Annotated in this window: 23 protein-coding genes; 16 read left to right on the forward strand and 7 right to left on the reverse strand. The window is 63.9% G+C overall.

The features are described 5' to 3' along the window. Positions 1-28: 28 nt before the first annotated feature. The 3 genes from AC1RZR_RS03725 (at position 29) to AC1RZR_RS03735 (ending at position 2,297) form a co-directional block, all read left to right on the forward strand. Complete coding sequence (locus tag AC1RZR_RS03725) at positions 29-1,132, forward strand: hypothetical protein (protein WP_481827674.1); 1,104 nt, start codon at positions 29-31, stop codon at positions 1,130-1,132. Positions 1,133-1,243: 111 nt separating this feature from the next. Next, positions 1,244-1,864, forward strand: a complete 621-nt coding sequence (locus tag AC1RZR_RS03730) for a nucleoside triphosphate hydrolase (RefSeq protein WP_481827675.1) — start codon at positions 1,244-1,246, stop codon at positions 1,862-1,864. 85 nt (positions 1,865-1,949) lie between these two features. Continuing rightward, on the forward strand, positions 1,950-2,297 hold the full coding sequence (locus AC1RZR_RS03735; protein ID WP_477268199.1) for a hypothetical protein: 348 nt from the start codon (positions 1,950-1,952) through the stop codon (positions 2,295-2,297). A gap of 31 nt (positions 2,298-2,328) precedes the next feature. Here the strand turns inward: AC1RZR_RS03735 and AC1RZR_RS03740 are convergent, their stop codons facing one another. From AC1RZR_RS03740 to AC1RZR_RS03750, 3 genes are all read right to left on the reverse strand, one after another. Further along, entirely contained in the window at positions 2,329-3,033 is a 705-nt protein-coding gene (locus AC1RZR_RS03740) for a glutathione S-transferase family protein (protein ID WP_477268201.1), read from the reverse strand. A 208-nt stretch (positions 3,034-3,241) separates the two neighbouring features. Further along, positions 3,242-4,450 (reverse strand): beta-ketoacyl-[acyl-carrier-protein] synthase family protein, encoded by a 1,209-nt coding sequence (locus AC1RZR_RS03745; RefSeq protein WP_481827676.1) that lies wholly within the window; start codon positions 4,448-4,450, stop codon positions 3,242-3,244. A 5-nt stretch (positions 4,451-4,455) separates the two neighbouring features. Beyond that, complete coding sequence (locus tag AC1RZR_RS03750; protein WP_224665779.1) at positions 4,456-4,710, reverse strand: acyl carrier protein; 255 nt, start codon at positions 4,708-4,710, stop codon at positions 4,456-4,458. A 215-nt stretch (positions 4,711-4,925) separates the two neighbouring features. On the opposite strand from AC1RZR_RS03750, the gene AC1RZR_RS03755 reads away from it, so the two are divergent. Genes AC1RZR_RS03755 through AC1RZR_RS03775 form a run of 5 tightly spaced genes read left to right on the forward strand, consistent with a single transcriptional unit; the run spans position 4,926 to position 7,290 of the window. Then, a complete protein-coding gene (locus AC1RZR_RS03755; protein ID WP_481827677.1) occupies positions 4,926-5,759 on the forward strand; it encodes an urease accessory protein UreD in 834 nt (277 codons plus the stop codon). Positions 5,760-5,787: 28 nt separating this feature from the next. Continuing rightward, entirely contained in the window at positions 5,788-6,090 is a 303-nt protein-coding gene (locus AC1RZR_RS03760) for an urease subunit gamma (RefSeq protein WP_477268208.1), read from the forward strand. Between the two features lie 12 nt (positions 6,091-6,102). After that, positions 6,103-6,357 (forward strand): DUF1272 domain-containing protein, encoded by a 255-nt coding sequence (locus AC1RZR_RS03765; RefSeq protein ID WP_481827678.1) that lies wholly within the window; start codon positions 6,103-6,105, stop codon positions 6,355-6,357. 33 nt (positions 6,358-6,390) lie between these two features. Next, a complete protein-coding gene (locus AC1RZR_RS03770) occupies positions 6,391-6,978 on the forward strand; it encodes a HupE/UreJ family protein (RefSeq protein WP_481827679.1) in 588 nt (195 codons plus the stop codon). Positions 6,979-6,984: 6 nt separating this feature from the next. Then, on the forward strand, positions 6,985-7,290 hold the full coding sequence (locus AC1RZR_RS03775; protein ID WP_477268214.1) for an urease subunit beta: 306 nt from the start codon (positions 6,985-6,987) through the stop codon (positions 7,288-7,290). A gap of 176 nt (positions 7,291-7,466) precedes the next feature. Here the strand turns inward: AC1RZR_RS03775 and AC1RZR_RS03780 are convergent, their stop codons facing one another. Both AC1RZR_RS03780 and AC1RZR_RS03785 read right to left on the reverse strand, forming a co-directional pair. Continuing rightward, positions 7,467-7,958 (reverse strand): hypothetical protein, encoded by a 492-nt coding sequence (locus AC1RZR_RS03780; protein WP_481827680.1) that lies wholly within the window; start codon positions 7,956-7,958, stop codon positions 7,467-7,469. Between the two features lie 111 nt (positions 7,959-8,069). Then, positions 8,070-8,435 carry a hypothetical protein gene (locus AC1RZR_RS03785; RefSeq protein ID WP_481827681.1) on the reverse strand — a complete coding sequence of 122 codons (366 nt, stop codon included), beginning with the start codon at positions 8,433-8,435 and terminating at the stop codon, positions 8,070-8,072. Between the two features lie 197 nt (positions 8,436-8,632). Here AC1RZR_RS03785 and ureC point away from each other — a divergent pair, with 197 nt between their 5' ends. The 8 genes from ureC (at position 8,633) to AC1RZR_RS03825 (ending at position 14,910) form a co-directional block, all read left to right on the forward strand. Then, positions 8,633-10,345, forward strand: a complete 1,713-nt coding sequence (ureC, locus tag AC1RZR_RS03790) for an urease subunit alpha (protein ID WP_481827682.1) — start codon at positions 8,633-8,635, stop codon at positions 10,343-10,345. Positions 10,346-10,444: 99 nt separating this feature from the next. Further along, positions 10,445-11,038, forward strand: coding sequence for a hypothetical protein (locus AC1RZR_RS03795; protein ID WP_481827683.1), 594 nt, complete (start codon positions 10,445-10,447; stop codon positions 11,036-11,038). 59 nt (positions 11,039-11,097) lie between these two features. Then, positions 11,098-11,703: a glutathione S-transferase family protein gene (locus tag AC1RZR_RS03800; protein ID WP_481827684.1), complete on the forward strand. Its 606-nt coding sequence runs from the start codon at positions 11,098-11,100 to the stop codon at positions 11,701-11,703. Next, positions 11,700-12,302 carry an urease accessory protein UreE gene (gene ureE / locus AC1RZR_RS03805; RefSeq protein ID WP_481827685.1) on the forward strand — a complete coding sequence of 201 codons (603 nt, stop codon included), beginning with the start codon at positions 11,700-11,702 and terminating at the stop codon, positions 12,300-12,302. Before AC1RZR_RS03800 ends, ureE begins: the two co-directional genes overlap by 4 nt. Then, complete coding sequence (locus AC1RZR_RS03810) at positions 12,295-12,966, forward strand: urease accessory protein UreF (protein WP_481827686.1); 672 nt, start codon at positions 12,295-12,297, stop codon at positions 12,964-12,966. The genes ureE and AC1RZR_RS03810 overlap by 8 nt, the downstream gene beginning before the upstream one ends. Then, on the forward strand, positions 12,963-13,403 hold the full coding sequence (locus tag AC1RZR_RS03815) for a DUF3995 domain-containing protein (RefSeq protein WP_477268229.1): 441 nt from the start codon (positions 12,963-12,965) through the stop codon (positions 13,401-13,403). Before AC1RZR_RS03810 ends, AC1RZR_RS03815 begins: the two co-directional genes overlap by 4 nt. Continuing rightward, complete coding sequence (gene ureG / locus AC1RZR_RS03820; protein WP_477268231.1) at positions 13,400-14,041, forward strand: urease accessory protein UreG; 642 nt, start codon at positions 13,400-13,402, stop codon at positions 14,039-14,041. The genes AC1RZR_RS03815 and ureG overlap by 4 nt, the downstream gene beginning before the upstream one ends. Before the next feature lie 101 nt (positions 14,042-14,142). Next, positions 14,143-14,910 (forward strand): class II aldolase and adducin N-terminal domain-containing protein, encoded by a 768-nt coding sequence (locus AC1RZR_RS03825; RefSeq protein ID WP_477268233.1) that lies wholly within the window; start codon positions 14,143-14,145, stop codon positions 14,908-14,910. 71 nt (positions 14,911-14,981) lie between these two features. Here the strand turns inward: AC1RZR_RS03825 and AC1RZR_RS03830 are convergent, their stop codons facing one another. Further along, on the reverse strand, positions 14,982-16,130 hold the full coding sequence (locus AC1RZR_RS03830; protein ID WP_477268235.1) for a GyrI-like domain-containing protein: 1,149 nt from the start codon (positions 16,128-16,130) through the stop codon (positions 14,982-14,984). Positions 16,131-16,218: 88 nt separating this feature from the next. Then, positions 16,219-16,848: an HAD family hydrolase gene (locus AC1RZR_RS03835; RefSeq protein WP_477268236.1), complete on the reverse strand. Its 630-nt coding sequence runs from the start codon at positions 16,846-16,848 to the stop codon at positions 16,219-16,221. Positions 16,849-17,105 lie beyond the last annotated feature (257 nt).

Raw genomic sequence — 17,105 nt, forward strand, 5'->3', positions numbered from 1 at the left:
TCATGCGCCGAGAATCGGTGAGAGCGCAATGGATACCAGCACGATCAAGGCAAAAGGCATTTCGGTCTCGCTCGATCTCACGGTCGGCCACATCGCTGACATGGTCATCAACGCCGACGGGCGCCAACTGCGGCCACTGCATCGCGCACCCTGGATCGACGAGCCGCGCGAGACGCTGCCGAAGGACCTGCCCGAAGGCACCGTCCGCCTGTCCGGCGACTTCCTCTGCGCGCCGTTTTCGCGCAGCGATGTCGAGGACGCGCCGCTGCATGGCTGGCCGGCCAACAGCGCCTGGGATGTCGTCGAGAGTGCTGCGACAGACGATGGCTGGCGGGCTAGCTTCCGCTTGCGGCACAGAGTGATGGGCGCGACCGTCGACAAGATCCTGGCGCTGCGCGACGGCCATCCCTTCCTCTACCAGGAGCATGTGTTTTCCGGCGGCCATGGTGCGATCTCGGTCGCCCATCACCCGATGACGGCGATGACGGGCGGCGGCAGGCTGGCTTTTTCGCCAAAACGGTTTGCCGCGACGCTGGACGATCCGCTGGAGCCCGACCCGTCACGCGGCCGGTTCATGCTGGCCTATCCGGCGCGGTCCGCGGATCTCAGTCATTTTCCCGCCAACGGCGGCGGCACGCTCGACCTGACGGAATACCGCATGGGCGACCGTCGCGAGGATTTCGTCACACTGGTCGAGGCCGACCATGGCGGGCCGGGCTGGACGGCACTGGCGCGCCAGGCCGAGGACGATCTGGTGCTGGTGCTGAAGAACCCGGCCGAACTGCCGATCACCATGCTGTGGCTCAGCAATGGCGGGCGCGACTACGCGCCCTGGAGCGGCCGCCATCGCGGCGTGCTCGGCATCGAGGACGGCCGCGCTTCCGTCGGCCATGCCGCGTCGATCGGCGACAACTGGCTGAAGCGCGAAGGGGTGGCGACCGCCTTTGCGCTCGGCGAAGGCCGCAGCGTCTCCTTCCGCCATGTCATCGGCGCCATGCCCCTGTCCGGCGGCGCGCCGCCGCGGGAGATCACCACGGCGAATGGCCGCATGCGGCTGGCAGCCGGCGGCTCGACCTGGGAGGTTCCCTTCGACAGCGATTTCCTGCGCATCGGCCAGCCTGCTCCAGACTGAGTGCGCGGCATCAATGCGGATTTGAAATTTCCGCCAACTGCCGCCAAGATGGGGCCGAAATCATCATGCGGAACATGGTGGATTTGAAGCTCCTGCCAGAGAGAGGCTCTCATGTCCGAAATCGCCCATCTCGCCGCCACCATCTTCAAGCGCGCCGGCAAGGCGCCGCGCTTCATCGTCGCCATTGCCGGTCCTCCGGGCGCCGGCAAGTCGACGCTGTCGGCGAGCCTGCATGATCTGCTGCCCGAAGGTGCGGTGGAAGTGGTGCCGATGGACGGCTTCCACTATGACGACGTCGTGCTCAACCAGCGCGGCCTGCGCTCACGAAAGGGTGCTCCGGAAACCTTCGACTTTGCCGGCTTCGAAACCCTGTTGAAGCGCATCCGGGCCGGTGAACCCGATATCGCCATCCCGGTCTTCGACCGCGGCATGGAGCTGTCGCGCGCCGCCGCCGCGATCGTCGCCACCGAGACCAAGTTCATCCTGGTCGAGGGCAATTACCTGCTGCTCGACGAGGAGCCGTGGTCGCGGCTGGCGCCGCTGTTCGATTTCTCGATCTTCGTCGACGTGCCGCGCGACGAGCTCGAGCGCCGGTTGCTCGAGCGCTGGCACGGCCATGGCCGCTCCGACGCGGATGCCCGCGCCTGGATCGCCTCCAACGACATGCCCAATATCGACCGGGTGCTTGCCCGCCGCCGGGCCGCCGACCTGGTGATCGGCGATTCCGTTTGATTCTAAAGATTCTCCAAGGGGAACCTTAAGACTTTCAGGCCGTTATCGCGACAAGGCAATTCTGCCAGAAGAGGGATTCCACCCGATGGCACAAAAGGCAAGAAAGCCTGCGCCCGCCAAGGGCAAGGCGACCCAGTCGAAAGCAGGCGCCGGTCCGGCGATCGCCGAGCGTTCAAAGGACGCCAAGCCGGCGTTCGGCAAGTCACCGCCGAAGAAGGTGGTGTCGGCGGCGGCGAAAGCCGCGCCTAGAACCGCAAAGCCGAAAAAGCCGGCAAACGCCAACGATTCGCTGGCGGGCAGCGCCATGCGCACGGTCAAGGCCACGGCCAATGTAGCAGCCGGCGCCGTCGTCGTGGCAGCGCGGGGTGCTGCATCGTATGCCGCCTCGATGATGGGCAAGGGCGGTTCGAAAGCCAAGGCGAAGGCAAAGTAGCCGCGTATTAGGGCCTGGCTGGTTTTTAAACTCAGCCCTTCGCCGGGATGGTCAGGCCCTTCTGCACCGCCGGACGCGCCAAACCGCGTTCCAGCCACGCTCCGACATTGGCGAAATCATCGAAGCCGACCAGTTCGCGCGCTTCGTAGAAGCCGATCAGGTTGCGCACCCAGCCGAGCAGCGAGATATCGGCGATGGTGTAGTCATTGCCCATGATCCATTTGCGGCCCTTCAGCCTGCCGTCGAGCACGCCGATCAGCCGCCGCGATTCATCGCGGTAGCGCTCCAGCGGACGCTTGTCGGCGATTTCGCGGCCGGCGAATTTGTGGAAAAAGCCGACCTGGCCGAACATCGGTCCGACCGAAGACATCTGGAAGAACACCCATTGGATCGTCTCGTAGCGCCGCGCCGCGTCCGCCGGGATGAGCAGGCCGGTCTTTTCGGCGAGGTAGAGCAGGATGGCACCGGATTCGAACAGGCCGATCGGCTTGCCGTCCGGACCGTTCGGATCGATGATCGCTGGTATCTTGCCGTTGGGGTTGAGCGACAGGAATTCCGGCGTCCAGCTCTCGTTCTTGCTGATGTTGACCAGATGCGGCTCGTAGGGAAGGCCGAGTTCTTCCAGGGCGATCGAGATCTTCACCCCGTTCGGGGTTGTGGCCGAATAGAGCTGGATCTGGTCCGGATGCCTGGCCGGCCAGCGCGTTGCGATCGGAAAGGCGGACAGGTCGGCCATGGAAAACTCCTGAATGGGGGGATTGGCGCCTGGCGACGCGGTTTTGGCGGGTTCCGCAAGGATTAGGGGCGCGGCCGCTTCTGATCAATATGGCGGCGACAGTTTCGCCATGCACGGACAGTCAATGCAATCGGGCGGTTCGAGACAGGCGCGACCGCCCTCGCGATAACTGGTAACCGCCCGGGGCAGGTCAAGACCTGCCTTGGGATCAAACCGCCTTGAAGGCCAGCACCGCATTGGTGCCGCCGAAGGCGAAACCATTGCTGATCGCGGCGCGCACCTTGCGTTCACGCGCGACATTCGGTGTGACGTCGAGATCGCAATCGGGGTCGGCTTCGCGAAAATTGGCCGTCGGCGGCACAATGCCTTCACGGATCGCCATCACGCAGGCGATCATCTCCAGCGCGCCCGATGCGCCCAGGCAATGGGCATGCATCGATTTGGTGGATGACACCGACAGCCTGTAGGCGTGGTCACCGAAAACGCGCTTGATCGCTGCCGTCTCGATCTGGTCGTTGGCCTTGGTGCCGGTGCCATGGGCATTGAGGTAGTCGACATCCTCGGGATTGAACCCGGCGTCGGCCAGGCAGGCACGCATGGCGGCAGTCGGTCCTTCGATGGTCGGTGCGACGATGTCGGACGCGTCGGCGGAAAGGCCGGCGCCGGCTATTTCGGCAAGGATGGTGGCGCCGCGCGCCATGGCATGCTCATAGCTTTCCAGCACCGCCATGCCGGCGCCTTCACCGAGCGACAGGCCCTGGCGATCGGCCGAGAATGGCCGGCAAGTATCGGGCGCCAGCACCCGCAACGCTTCCCAGCCCTTCAGGATACCCCAGACCAGCGGCGCATCGGTACCGCCGGCGACCATCACGTCGGCGCGGCCGAGCCTGATCTGGTCGACCGCCGAGGCGATGGCGTGATTGGACGATGAGCAGGCCGAGGTGACGCCGAAAACCGGGCCGCGCAGGCCGAGGCTCATGCTGACCTGGCCGGAGGCCGCACTGGGCATTACCCTTGGCACGGTGAAGATGCCGGCGCGGTTCTTGCCCTCGACCAGGATGGCGCGATAGCTCTCCTCGATCGCCTCCCAGCCGCAGACGCCAACACCGACGACAGTCCCCATCCGATAGGTGGTGGCTTCGTTCGAGACCAGACCGGACTGTTGCATGGCCTCCCTGGCCGCGATCACCGCCAGCAGGCTGAAGCGGTCCATCGACACCAATTGCTTGCGCTCGATGCCATGATCGGGGAGCGTCTTGATTTCGCAGCCGACCTTGACCTTCAGGTCATGCAGCTGTGGACTGGTGATCTGGCCGATCGCCGAGCGGCCGGCGCGCATCTCGTTCCAGATCGCGGGCGCGTTGGTGCCGAGCCCGCAAATGCCACCCATGCCGGTAATGACGACGCGCTGCCGCATTCAGTTCAAGCTTTTTTCGCGATCAGCGCGCGAACAGCTTCGACCATGTCGCCGACATTCTTCAGATTGCTCCAGGCATCGACCGTGTTCATTTCGATCTCGATGCCATATTCTTCCTCGAGATCGAAGATGATCTCCGTCAGCTCGAGCGAATGGATACCAAGCGAGGTCAATTCAGTGTTGGCGGTGATTTCCTCGCCGCCCGGCTCGGCATGGGCCTTGATCTTCGCGATGATATCCGTTGCCAGCTGGTCGGCCATTCGGTTTCTTCCCCACTATGTCGCGTTTCCCGACGCCAATTGAGCAGCGCCCCTTTTTTTCCTGGCATCAAGCCGCCGTCTTCGCTCTATACCCCCGCCAAGCGCTGCATGACCGTACCAAGGTGGTTCCCTCTATAGAAACCGAAACGTTGTCAAGCAACAAGCTATATCGAGCCATATATCGACAAAGCCGCCTGAGTGCTTAACGTGCTGGCATGGATACGATCGAAGATGGCAGGATTTCGACGCAGCGGGTTGCGGGCGTGGCGCGGCTTTCCTGTGCTGTCGGCGAGGGTCGCACGCGCCTGCGGCGCCTCTATCAGGATGGTGCCGCCAAAATAAGGATGCCGACCGTCTCGGCCGATCCGCTCGAGGCAGTGCTGATCAACACCGCCGGCGGGATGACCGGCGGCGACCGTCTCGGCTGGGAGGTGGACGTCGGCGAGGCTGCTTCGGCGTCGATCACGACCCAGGCCTGCGAGAAGATCTACAAGGCCGCATCCGACCGGGCCGAAGTGCGGGTCAATTTGTCGGTCGGCGAAAACGGCCGCATCGCCTGGTTGCCGCAGGAAACCATCGTCTTCGACCGGGCAGCGTTTGCCCGCACGCTCGACGTCGAGCTTGCCGTCGGCGCCGAGGCGCTGGTGCTGGAGGCCACCGTCTTCGGCCGCCTGGCGATGGGCGAACGCGCCACACAGGGCCATTTCCATGACCGCTGGCGTGTCCGCAGGGATGGCGAACTCATTCATGCCGAGGATTTCCGCATCGGACCCGATATCGCGGCCATGCTCGACCGCCCGGTGGTTGCCGGTGGCGCGATAGCCATGGCGACGCTGCTGCTGGTGTCGCCGCGGGCGGAGGCGCTGCTCGATCCGGTTCTGGCGATCGTCGGCGACCAGGGCAGCGCCAGCGTCTGGAGCGTGAAGCAATCTGGCAAGCTTCTTGCGAGGCTCTACGCCGGGGACGGCTATCAGCTGCGCCAGCGGCTGGTTCCTCTCGTCGAATTGCTCAACGGAAGGGCGGGGCTGCCTAAATTATGGTCACTGTGAGTCTGTCTATGCCAGTCCAGGGAAACGCATGAACCTGACGCCGAGGGAAAAGGACAAGCTGCTGATCGCCATGGCGGCGGTCGTGGCGCGCAAGCGGCTCGAACGCGGCGTCAAGCTCAATCATCCGGAAACGATCGCGCTGATCAGCGATTTCGTCGTCGAGGGCGCCCGCGATGGTCGCCCGGTCGCCGAACTGATGGAGGCCGGCGCCCATGTCGTCACCCGCGCGCAGGTGATGGAAGGCATCGCCGAGATGATCCATGACGTGCAGGTCGAGGCGACGTTCCCCGACGGCACCAAGCTGGTGACCGTGCACGAACCTGTCCGGTGAGGAGAGAAAAAGATGCTCGAGCTGCGCCCCAATTGCGAATGCTGCGACAAGGACCTGCCGCCCGAGGCGGCCGACGCGCTGATCTGTACCTTCGAGTGCACCTTTTGCGCCGACTGCGTGGAACACGTGTTGGGCGGCACCTGCCCCAATTGCGGCGGCAATTTTTCGGCGCGGCCGATCCGCCCGGCGGCGATGCTGAAGAAATATCCCGCTTCGACCAAGCGTGTTCTCAAAGTCGAAGGGTGTGGTCCGCGCAAGGCCGCGTGAACACCACGACACAGCAAACGAAAGGCACATAGAATGATGTCCGCCAAACGCCTATGCCTGTCGGCGATCCTGCTGCTGGCCGCCGCCATGCCGGCCTATGCCCATGTCGGTATCGGCACGACCTCCTCCTTCATGGCCGGCTTCATGCACCCGCTCTCCGGCCTCGATCATATGACGGTGATGATCGCGGTCGGCCTGTGGGCGGCGCTGAAAGGCGGCAAGGCAATCTGGGCCTGGCCGGCGGCTTTCGTCGGCGTCATGCTGGTTGGCGGCGCGTTCGGCATGCTGCATATGCCACTGCCCTTCGTCGAACCCGGCATATTGGCGTCGGTCGTGGCGCTCGGGCTGCTGGTGGCGCTAGCAGTTGATCTGCCAGTATCGGCCGGCGTCGCCATCATCGCCCTGTTCGCGCTGTTCCACGGCCACGCCCATGGCACCGAGGTGCCTGAGAGTGCCGGTGGACTCGAATACATGGCCGGCTTTGCCATCACCACCGCGTTGCTGCATGCCGTCGGCATCGCCGCCGGCCTTGGCCTCGGCATCAGGTTCCGTGGCCTGGCCCGCACCGCCGGTGCGGCCTGCGCCGCGATCGGCGTCGGCCTCGCCTTCGGCGTCGTGTGAGGCACGATGATTCCGGGCGAAGTCATCACCAGGGACGGCGACATCGAGCTCAACAAGGGCCTGCCGACCGTCATCCTGAAAGTGGCCAACTGTGGTGACCGGCCAATCCAGGTCGGCAGCCACTACCATTTCATCGAGACCAATGAGGGGCTGAAATTCGACCGCGACCGGGCGCACGGCATGCGCCTCGATATCGCCGCCGGCACGGCCATGCGCTTCGAGCCCGGCCAGGAACGTGACGTAACGCTGGTGCCGCTCGGCGGCAAGCGCGAGGTCTATGGATTTCAGCAGAAGGTGATGGGCAAGCTGTGAGATCGATGGTGTCTCATGCCTGTCGCCAAAAAGCGTCGAGCGGTTTTGAAGCAACGACAAGCGGCGCGTTCGGCCTAGGGTGGGTCGCCGTTTCACGGAACCGCCAAGCCGTTCTATCTCTCTGTTTTGACGCTATTCCGGACCGAAAGCCGTTCCACGCTTTTCCTGGAACTGCTCTAGTTCGACGGCTTGGCTGCGGCGTAGATTACGATCTTTCCAGGAGCATCGAATTCGACGGCGAGAATATCCTGCGCAAGCACGCGCCGCGACTCGATGGCGTTGAACAGCAGGGCGTTGGCCTCGATCTCCTTGCGCAGTTCCGCGATATCGTCCTGATGCTGTTTGACCTTGCTCTCGATCACTGGCGGCGGGCCGCCTTCGCTGCGCGCGGCATCGGTGAGGAACACGATATCGACCTTGTCGAGCTTGGACGTCTTGCGCACCGTGCCGATGTTTTGGCGCGTCCGGTCGATTGCGGTGTTGACGTTGCCGGCTTCGGCGGTGGCGTTGGCCTCTTCCTGCTTGACCTGCGAGCCGACGATGCGGTTGACGGTCTCTGGGCTTTCAAGTCCCTGCGCATTCAGCGCCTGGGGAAGGCTCGCCGCAAGAAACGCAGTCGCCGCAATGGCATGCAGCCATCGGCCTTCGGGCAAGGTGGTGATGGTCATCGCTCACTTTCGAGATTCGTTTCAGCACTCACGCAGCCAAACGAATCCAGCCCTGCCACGGTTCCCTTGCCGATGCGGCGGGACCGGGCGCCGGCCCGCCGCAGCGCCTTGTCAGCTCGCCTTCTTGGTGATCAGGGTCAGCGCGCCATTGGGCTCCATGCTGGCGGCGACGACCTGCGCCGAGCTGAGCCCCTTGGCTTCAAGCGCCGACTTGACCTTGGGCGTGGCGTCGATCGAGTTGCGCAGTTTCTGCAGGCCGTCATCGCCGCGCTGAGCGATCACCTGGTTGACCTGCGTCTGGGTGTCCTTCGGCAGCTCGGTGATGTCGACGATTTTAACGCTCTGGATCGTCGGCACGGCCGGCTGAGCCTGGGGCGCGGCTGGAGCAGGCGTGGCCGGAGCGGGCTGCTGCTGGGCACTGGCGGCGCCCGCCAGCATCAGCGTGGCGGCGGCGGTCATCAATATTGTTTTGCGCATGGATTTTCCTTCCATCGATTTGGCAAACGGTCGTGTTGGGGTGACCCCCTAACCTCAACCGCCAAATCGGATCAGAAGGTGTCGCCCAGCGGGTCATTGCGTGACCATTGGATGGCGACAATGTGCAGCCGGGCTTCAATCCAACGGCATTTTGGCAAACCGCATTTTGGCAAGCCGCATTTCGGGAGCAATCGCTGATGGCCAGAATTACCCGCGCCGCCTATGCGCAGATGTATGGCCCGACGGTCGGCGACAGGGTGCGGCTTGCCGACACCGAACTGTTCATCGAGGTCGAGAAGGATCTCACCATTCACGGCGAAGAGGTGAAATTCGGCGGTGGCAAGGTTATCCGTGACGGAATGGGCCAGAGTCAGGTGTCACGCGCGCAAGGCGCGGTCGATACCGTCATCACCAACGCGCTGGTGGTCGATGCCAGCGCCGGCATCTTCAAGGCCGATATCGGCCTGAGCGACGGCCGCATCGCCGCGATCGGCAAGGCCGGCAATCCGGACATGCAGGATGGCGTCACCATCATCATCGGCCCCGGCACCGAGATCATCGCCGGCGAAGGCAAGATCCTGACCGCCGGCGGCTTCGACGCGCATATCCACTTCATCTGCCCGCAGCAGATCGAGGAAGCGCTGATGAGCGGCATCACCACCATGCTCGGCGGCGGTACCGGTCCGGCGCATGGCACGCTGGCGACGACCTGCACGCCGGGGCCTTGGCACATGGCCCGCATGATCCAGTCCTTCGATGCCTTCCCGATGAACATCGGCCTGTCGGGCAAGGGCAACGCGTCGCTGCCGGCCGCGCTGGAAGAAATGGTGCTGGGCGGCGCCTGTTCGCTGAAGCTGCACGAGGACTGGGGCACCACGCCGGCGGCCATCGACTGCTGCCTGTCGGTCGCCGACGACTACGACGTGCAGGTGATGATCCACACCGACACGCTGAACGAATCCGGCTTTGTCGAAAACACGGTTGCGGCGATCAAGGGCCGCACCATTCACGCCTTCCACACTGAGGGCGCCGGCGGCGGCCATGCGCCTGACATCATCAAGGTCTGTGGCCTGCCCAACGTCATCCCGTCCTCGACCAATCCGACACGGCCCTACACGGTCAACACGCTGTCGGAGCACCTCGACATGCTGATGGTCTGCCACCACCTGTCGCCGTCGATCCCCGAGGACATCGCCTTTGCCGAAAGCCGCATCCGCAAGGAGACCATCGCGGCGGAAGACATCCTGCACGACATCGGCGCCTTCTCGATCATCTCGTCGGACTCTCAGGCCATGGGCCGCGTCGGCGAGGTGGCGATCCGGACCTGGCAGACCGCCGACAAGATGAAGCGCCAGCGCGGCTCGCTGCCGCAGGAAACCGGCAACAACGACAATTTCCGCGTCCGCCGCTACATCGCCAAATACACCATCAATCCAGCCATCGCGCATGGGCTGTCGAAGGACATCGGCTCGATCGCGGTGGGAAAACGCGCCGACCTGGTGCTGTGGAACCCGGCCTTCTTCGGCGTCAAGCCGGACATGGTGCTGATCGGCGGCATGATCGCCGCCGCACCGATGGGCGATCCCAATGCCTCGATCCCGACGCCGCAGCCGATGCACTACCGGCCGATGTTCGGTGCCTATGGCAAGGCCCGGACCAACTCGTCGGTGACCTTCGTCTCCAAGGCAGCACTGGAGTCGGGGCTGCATGGCAGGCTCGGCGTCGACAAGCAGTTCGTCGCGGTCGAAAACACCCGCGGCGGCATCGGCAAGCATTCGATGGTGCTCAACGACGCCATGCCCAATGTCGAGATCGATCCCGAGACCTACGAGGTCCGCGCCGACGGCGAACTGCTGACCTGCGAGCCAGCAACCGTGCTGCCGATGGCGCAGAGGTATTTTCTGTTCTGATGCGAAATTGGCTAGCGGGCCGACCGGCGCGATATCCGTTGCGGCCCCCGGTGGGACGCAGCAATATGCGGCCGACGAACAGCTCCGTTGTGATCAAGCATGGCCACCGAGATCGCCTCCGCGCACGACATCTTCCCGCATATCCGCATCGTCATGGGCATGGTGATCGGGCTTGGCGTCACCCGCCTGTTGTCGGGGCTGGCGCGCATCGTTCAGCATCCCGGCCAGTACAAACTCTATCCCGTGCATCTGGCCTGGGTCGGCTCGGTGCTTCTGATGTTGGTGCATTTCTGGTGGTGGGAGTTCGGCCTCTACGCCATCGAGTCGTGGACCTTCGGCAAGTACCTTTTCATCATCTTCTACGCGATCACGCTGTTCCTGCTCTGGGCGCTTTTGTTTCCGGATTCGATGCTGGACTACACCAGCTACGAGGATTTCTTCTATTCGCGCCGGGCCTGGTTCTTCGGCCTGCTGGCGGCGACCTATCTGCTCGACGTGGTCGACACGCTGCTCAAGGGACCGGAGCATTTCGCCCGCTTCGGCAACGAGTACCTGTTCCGCACGCCGGTCTTCGTCGCGCTTTGCATAGCCGCGATCATGGTGCGCGATCGCCGCTTCCACATCGCTTTCGTCGCGGCGGCGCTCGTCTATCAGATATCGTTCATCCTGCGGCTCTTCGACACGATCGTCTGAGCGGCATTGGGATGATGTGAAGGATGGTCTAGGCTTCCGGGGAAAGGCAGGTTTTGCGCATGTACAAGGCGGTCGGATCGCGTGGATCCCGGGTCAGTCGCGTTCTCTGGATGCTCGAGGAACTCGGGCAGCCCTATGAATTCGTCGAGGTCAAGCTGCGCTCGCCGGAAGCCTATGCGCTCAACCCCTCGGGCAAGGTGCCGATCCTGATCGATGGCGATCTCACGGTGACGGATTCGGCGGCGATCTGCGTCTATCTCGCCGACAAGCATGCGGACAAGGGCATGGGCGCCGATCCGGGTCTCGCCGGGCGTGCAGAGATGGATTCCTGGATGCATTTCGCCCAATCGGAATTCGAAGCGCCATTGTGGAACAAGCTGCGCCATCGCTTCCTGCTGCCGAAGGAGGTGCGGGTCGATGTCGGCCCCGCCGCGGCTTACGACTTCGCCTCGGAGCTCAAGGCGCTCGAGCGGCGGCTTGGCGACCGGCCGTTTGCGCTGGGCGACCGGTTTTCGGCGGTCGACGTGCTGCTCGGCGATATGGGCGGCTGGGCCCGCGCCGGGCGGTTCCCGATCGAATCCGGGCGCGTCAGCGCCTATTTCGACCGCGTGCTGGCGCGGCCCGCCCGCGCGAGGGCGCAAGCCAACGGAGGTTCCATGAAATGAAGCTCAACCTCAACACCGACTTCACCAAATTCCCGCGCGCCGTCTCGGTGCTGAGCGCCGGCAAGGCCGGAGCCACGGCGCCGCCCGGCCGTGCCGTTCTCGCCCATGACGAGCGGCATCTGCGCCGCCGGGCCATCGAACTTGCCGACGGCAGCAAGGTGCTGGTCGACCTGCCCGAGCCTGTCTCGCTGAACGATGGCGATCGCCTGGTGCTGGAGGATGGCGGCCATATCGAGATCATCGCCGCACCGGAAGAAGTTTACGACATCCGCGCCCGCGATGGCGTGCATCTGGCCGAGCTCGCCTGGCACATCGGCAACCGTCATCTCGCCGCGAGCATCGAGGCCGGGCGCATCCTCATCCTGCGCGACCATGTCATCAAGGCGATGCTGGAAGGGCTCGGCGCTGCGGTGACTGACGTCTCGGAGCCGTTCCGGCCGGTACGCGGCGCCTACTCCGGCCATGGCGGTGGGCACGGCCACGATCATGGTCACGCCCATGCGGAGGCGCACGCACACAGCCACGGCGAAGCGCACAGCCATAGCGAGTCGCATTCCCATTCGCACAGTCACGCTGGCCACCACCACGATCATGATTGACCAGCCATCGAACATCGCGCTCTTGCGGCTGATGGCGTGGCTGTCGCCGGCCTTTCCGGTCGGCGGCTTTTCCTACAGCCATGGTCTCGAACGCGCGGTGCATGACGGGCTGATTACCGATGCGAAAACCCTCGCCGGCTGGCTGGAAACGCTGGTCGAGATGGGCTCGGGCTGGAACGACGCCGTGCTGTTCGCCGAGAGCTGGCGCCGCGCGCGCAACGACGGTGATCTCGACGAGATTGCGGCGCTCGCCGAGGCTCTGGCCGGATCGCGCGAACGGCATACGGAAACCATGCTGCAAGGTGCGGCCTTCCTGAAGGCGGCAGCGGCCTGGCCCAACCCTGTGCTGGAGCGCTTGCCGGCCGAATGCGCCTATTGCGTCACCGTCGGCACCATTGCCGGCGGCAACGGCATCGCGCTTCAGGACGCGCAGTCAGCCTTCCTGCAAGCCTTCTTCTCCAACCTCGTCCAGGCGGCGATCCGGCTCGGCGTCGTCGGTCAGAGCGGAGCGACCGCGCTGCTTGCCGGCTTCGAGCCGCTGGCCTTGTCGACCGCCGACCGCGCCGCGCGCTCGACATTGGACGATCTCGGCGGCTGCGCCCTTGTCTCCGACGTCATGGCGATGAAGCACGAAACCCAGTATTCGCGATTGTTCCGTTCATGATTTTTCTCGCCTTTGCGCTATCCTTTGTCCTGCTGCTGATCACCGCGCTGCATGTCTATTGGGGTATTGGCGGCATCTGGCCGGGTCGGGATGCGGCCTCCTGTGCACGCGCCGTCGTCGGCTTTCGCGGCGTCGATGAAATGCCGGCGCCGTTTGCCAGTTTCGCGGTTGCGGCGTGCCTGTGCCTGGCGACGCTGTGGCCGCTGGCGTTGGAAGGTGTCTTTGCCTCGCCCTTTCCCAGGCAAGGCCTCGCCGCCACCTCGCTGCTCATCGGGCTGGTGTTCCTGGGACGCGGCATTGCCGGCTTCACGCCATGGTGGCGCCGGCTGGCGCCGGAACAGCCTTTCGCGCGGCTCGACCTCAGCTATTACTCGCCGCTGTGCCTGCTGATCGGGCTCGGCTTTGCCATCCTCGCCATCACGGAGTTTCCCGCATGACACAGACAAATGGCCCGCTGCGCGTCGGCATTGGCGGCCCGGTCGGTTCCGGCAAGACGACGCTGACCGAAAAGCTGTGCAAGGCGCTGCGCAACGAGTTCTCGATCGCCGTGGTGACCAACGACATCTACACCAAGGAAGACGCCATGATGCTGGCGAGGCTGCAGGCGCTGCCCGAGGATCGCATCATGGGTGTCGAGACCGGCGGCTGCCCACACACCGCCATCCGCGAGGACGCCTCGATCAACCTGCAGGCGATCGCCGAGATGAACAAGAAGTTCCCGGATCTCGACATCGTCTTCATCGAATCTGGTGGCGACAACCTCGCCGCTACCTTCTCGCCTGATCTGGCCGACCTGACGCTCTATGTCATCTCGGTCTGCCAGGGCGAGGAAATCCCGCGCAAGGGCGGGCCGGCGATCACCCGCTCCGATTTCCTTGTCATCAACAAGAGCGATCTGGCACCCTATGTGAACGTCAATCTCGATGTCATGGAGAGCGACGCCGGCCGCATGCGCGGCAAGCGGCCGTTCGGCTTCACCGACCTGTCGCGCGGCAAGGGGCTGCAGGAGGTGATCGATTTCATCGTCGAGCATGGCGGCTTGCGGGCCGGCACCGCTACCAGCACGGCGGCGTAGGCAAGAACCTCGGCGTCCGGCGTCGGTCTCTGCACCAAGCGAAAGCGGTTGCGAGCCCAAGCCGGGCGCGGCATTCTCCACTCTTTCACGGAGTGTCCTCGATGAGCATCGCCCGCCTGCAAAAGGAAATGCTGACCAACCTGCCCTTCTATGAAGAGCGCGTCGATCTCGCTTGTGCCTTTCGCTGGACGGCGCGGCTCAACATGCACGAGGCGGTGGCCAATCATTTCTCGCTGGCGGTCAACGACGACGGCACCCGGTTCCTGATGAACCCCAACCAGGTGCATTTCTCGCGCATCAAGGCGAGCGACCTGCTGCTGATCGACGCCAACGATCCAGACACGCTTTCCGGCCCCGACGCGCCCGATCCGACGGCGTGGGGGCTGCACGGAGCCATCCATCGCAATGTCCGCCACGCGCGCTGCGTCATGCATGTCCATTCGGTCCATGCCACGGTGCTGGCGTCGCTGGCCGACTCGACCTTGCCACCGATCGATCAGAATTCGGCGATGTTCTTCAACCGCCATGTCGTCGACGCCCATTATGGCGGGCTGGCCTTCGAGGAAGAGGGCGAACGCTGCTCGCAGCTTCTCGTCGATCCCAAGGTCAAGGTGATGGTGATGGGCAATCACGGCGTGCTGGTCATCGGCGATAGCGTCGCCGACGCCTTCAACCGCATGTTCTATTTCGAGCGCGCCGCCGAGACATACATCAAGGCGCTGTGGACCGGCCGCCCGCTGCGCACGCTGTCCGACGCGATCGCCGAGAAGGCGGCAAGCGAGATGGACGACTATCCCGGCCAGGCCGAACGTCATCTCAGCGAGTTGAAGGCGATCCTCGACGAGCAGGAGCCGGTCTACCGCAACTGATTTTCCGGTAGAGAATTCGACCGGCCACATCAGCCCTTGCCGGTCTGCTTCGCAGACCCTCTCACTTTCTGTCAGGTGGCAGGCCGCACAGGCTGACGAAGCAGGGTCTTGAGCTTCTCGGCCGGTGTCTTGCGCGGGTCGCCTAGGTAGATCTCGTGGTGAAGCCCGGCTTCGACCAAGCCGTTTGCCGGGATGAACTCCTCGTGCAGCCTTTGAAGTATTGGCCCTTCGTCGGCATAGGAACCGATATGCAGGGTCTGTATGGCCCTTCCTTCCTCGAGCCGCGCGAAGCGCAGTTTCGACAATGCCGGCAGCCCTTTCTTTTCCCGTGCCTGGATGACGGCCTTCCCTGCCATAGCCTGTTCAATGAAATCCGGCACCATGATCATCATCGTCCACGACCACCGATCCTTCCGGCCTGACAGGAAGTGGCCGTAGTCTTCGGCCCACCACAATCCTTCCAATGGCGGCACGACATAGTCCTTGCCCAGGGCATCCCTGCTCATGAACTTGAGTGTATAGGAGGCCGCGTAAAGCGCCTCGACGGCCTCCTTGTATTGCGGCTCCACATTGGGATCGCCGAAGCCGTCGATCATGAAATAGTTGAGCGGGGGCACGTCGATGACGGTGAACTCTCCGACAGAGCCGCTGTAGAGCACTTTGTACCGTTTCTTGAGATCGATCTTTTCCATGGATGTCTCCGCGAGCAGGGGGATGGTTTCAGCCAGCCAGTTGCGCTCGGCCGCGATCATCGTGGTGCTGTAGTCGAACATGGCGCGCACGAAGGTCGGCAGCGGCTCCTGCGCCTGCCTTCTGGCGTTGAGCTCGTTCAGCCGGATGTCGAGGGCATCACGCCGCGCGTGTAAGGCCGCAATGGCCTCCTCCGGCGGCAGCGCCGGCCAATTTGCAAGTCCGAGGGGAAGCGCCGAGAACGGCCGATCGGGTTCGGCGAGGGCCCGGCGCGCTTCTTCGCGATGCGCCCGCTCGCCTTCTTCCGTGGGCCGGTAGGTCCTTGGCGTTCGGCGGCTGGATGGCGCGGCTTCCAAAGTCTCGACCAGGCCCCGCGCCTCAAGCTTCTTCAGCAGAAAATAGATCGATGAAAAGCCGATCTCCGTCCAGTGACGCATCCCGCGCTGTTCGACCATCTGCTCTATGGCGTAGCCGTGCAGCGGTCTTTCGGCGAGCAGGGATATGAGGGCAAACTCGGCGTTGGTCAGCATATTCTAGTACTAGAATATCACGCTTGCAGCCGGCAAGGGCCCATTTCGAAAAGCATCGCGGTGAGATCGAGTGGGCCGCCAGGGCGAGCTAAATCAGCTCGGCCCGCAACTCCTCGGCGCTGTTGACGACGATAGCACCGGACGGTCCTTGCATCGGCTTTTCCGGCCAGAAGATCGTCTTCATGCCCGCCGCCAGTCCCGCCATGGCGCCCGGCCAGCTGTCGTCGATGGCCACGGATTGTGCAGGATCGACGCCAGCGAGATACGCGGCGCGCAGGAACGGTTCGGCGTGCGGCTTGCCCTCGCGCACGTCATTGCGGCTGATCGTCTTCATGCCGGGATAGGTCAGGCCGACCATGCGCAGGTTGGCGTCGACGATCATCCGGTCCGAATTCGACACCACGGCTTGCGCCACGCCCCTTGCCCGCAGCTCGTTGAATATCTCGATCGCGCCGGGACGCGGCTGCAAGCTCTCGACCAGCGGCAGATAATGCTCGTATTTGCGGATGATCCAGTCGTCGAACGGCAGATCCAGGCCGAACTCGTTGCGCATCATCTCATAGACCGGCCAGGCAGCGACACCGAGCACCCGCTCATGCAGGTCGGCCGGCGGCACGAGGCCGGCATTGCGCATCGCCGACACCAAGGCGGCCTCGTGCAGCGGTTCGCTGTCGACCAGCGTGCCGTCCATATCCCAGAAAACCGCTTTCGGTGTCATGCAGCACTCCTTTTTGCGATCCCTTAAAGGGTTTGCACCGGGAGATAAACCTTCGGGACCGCAGAACGTGCCGCCTTTCGGAACCGCAACGGCGCTTCATTGTCGACGCAGATATCGTGGACGGAGAAAATCCCTAGCCGCCTATATGCCGACGGGCGCAAGCAATTGCCCTGGAGATTGACAATTGCGCAGCAGCCCGTTCCCTGCAAGAGTAGGAGCGGACCGCTCTCATCACCGGCGGTTTCGGGAGGCAGGAC

This window comes from Mesorhizobium bavaricum (genome assembly GCF_056781655.1).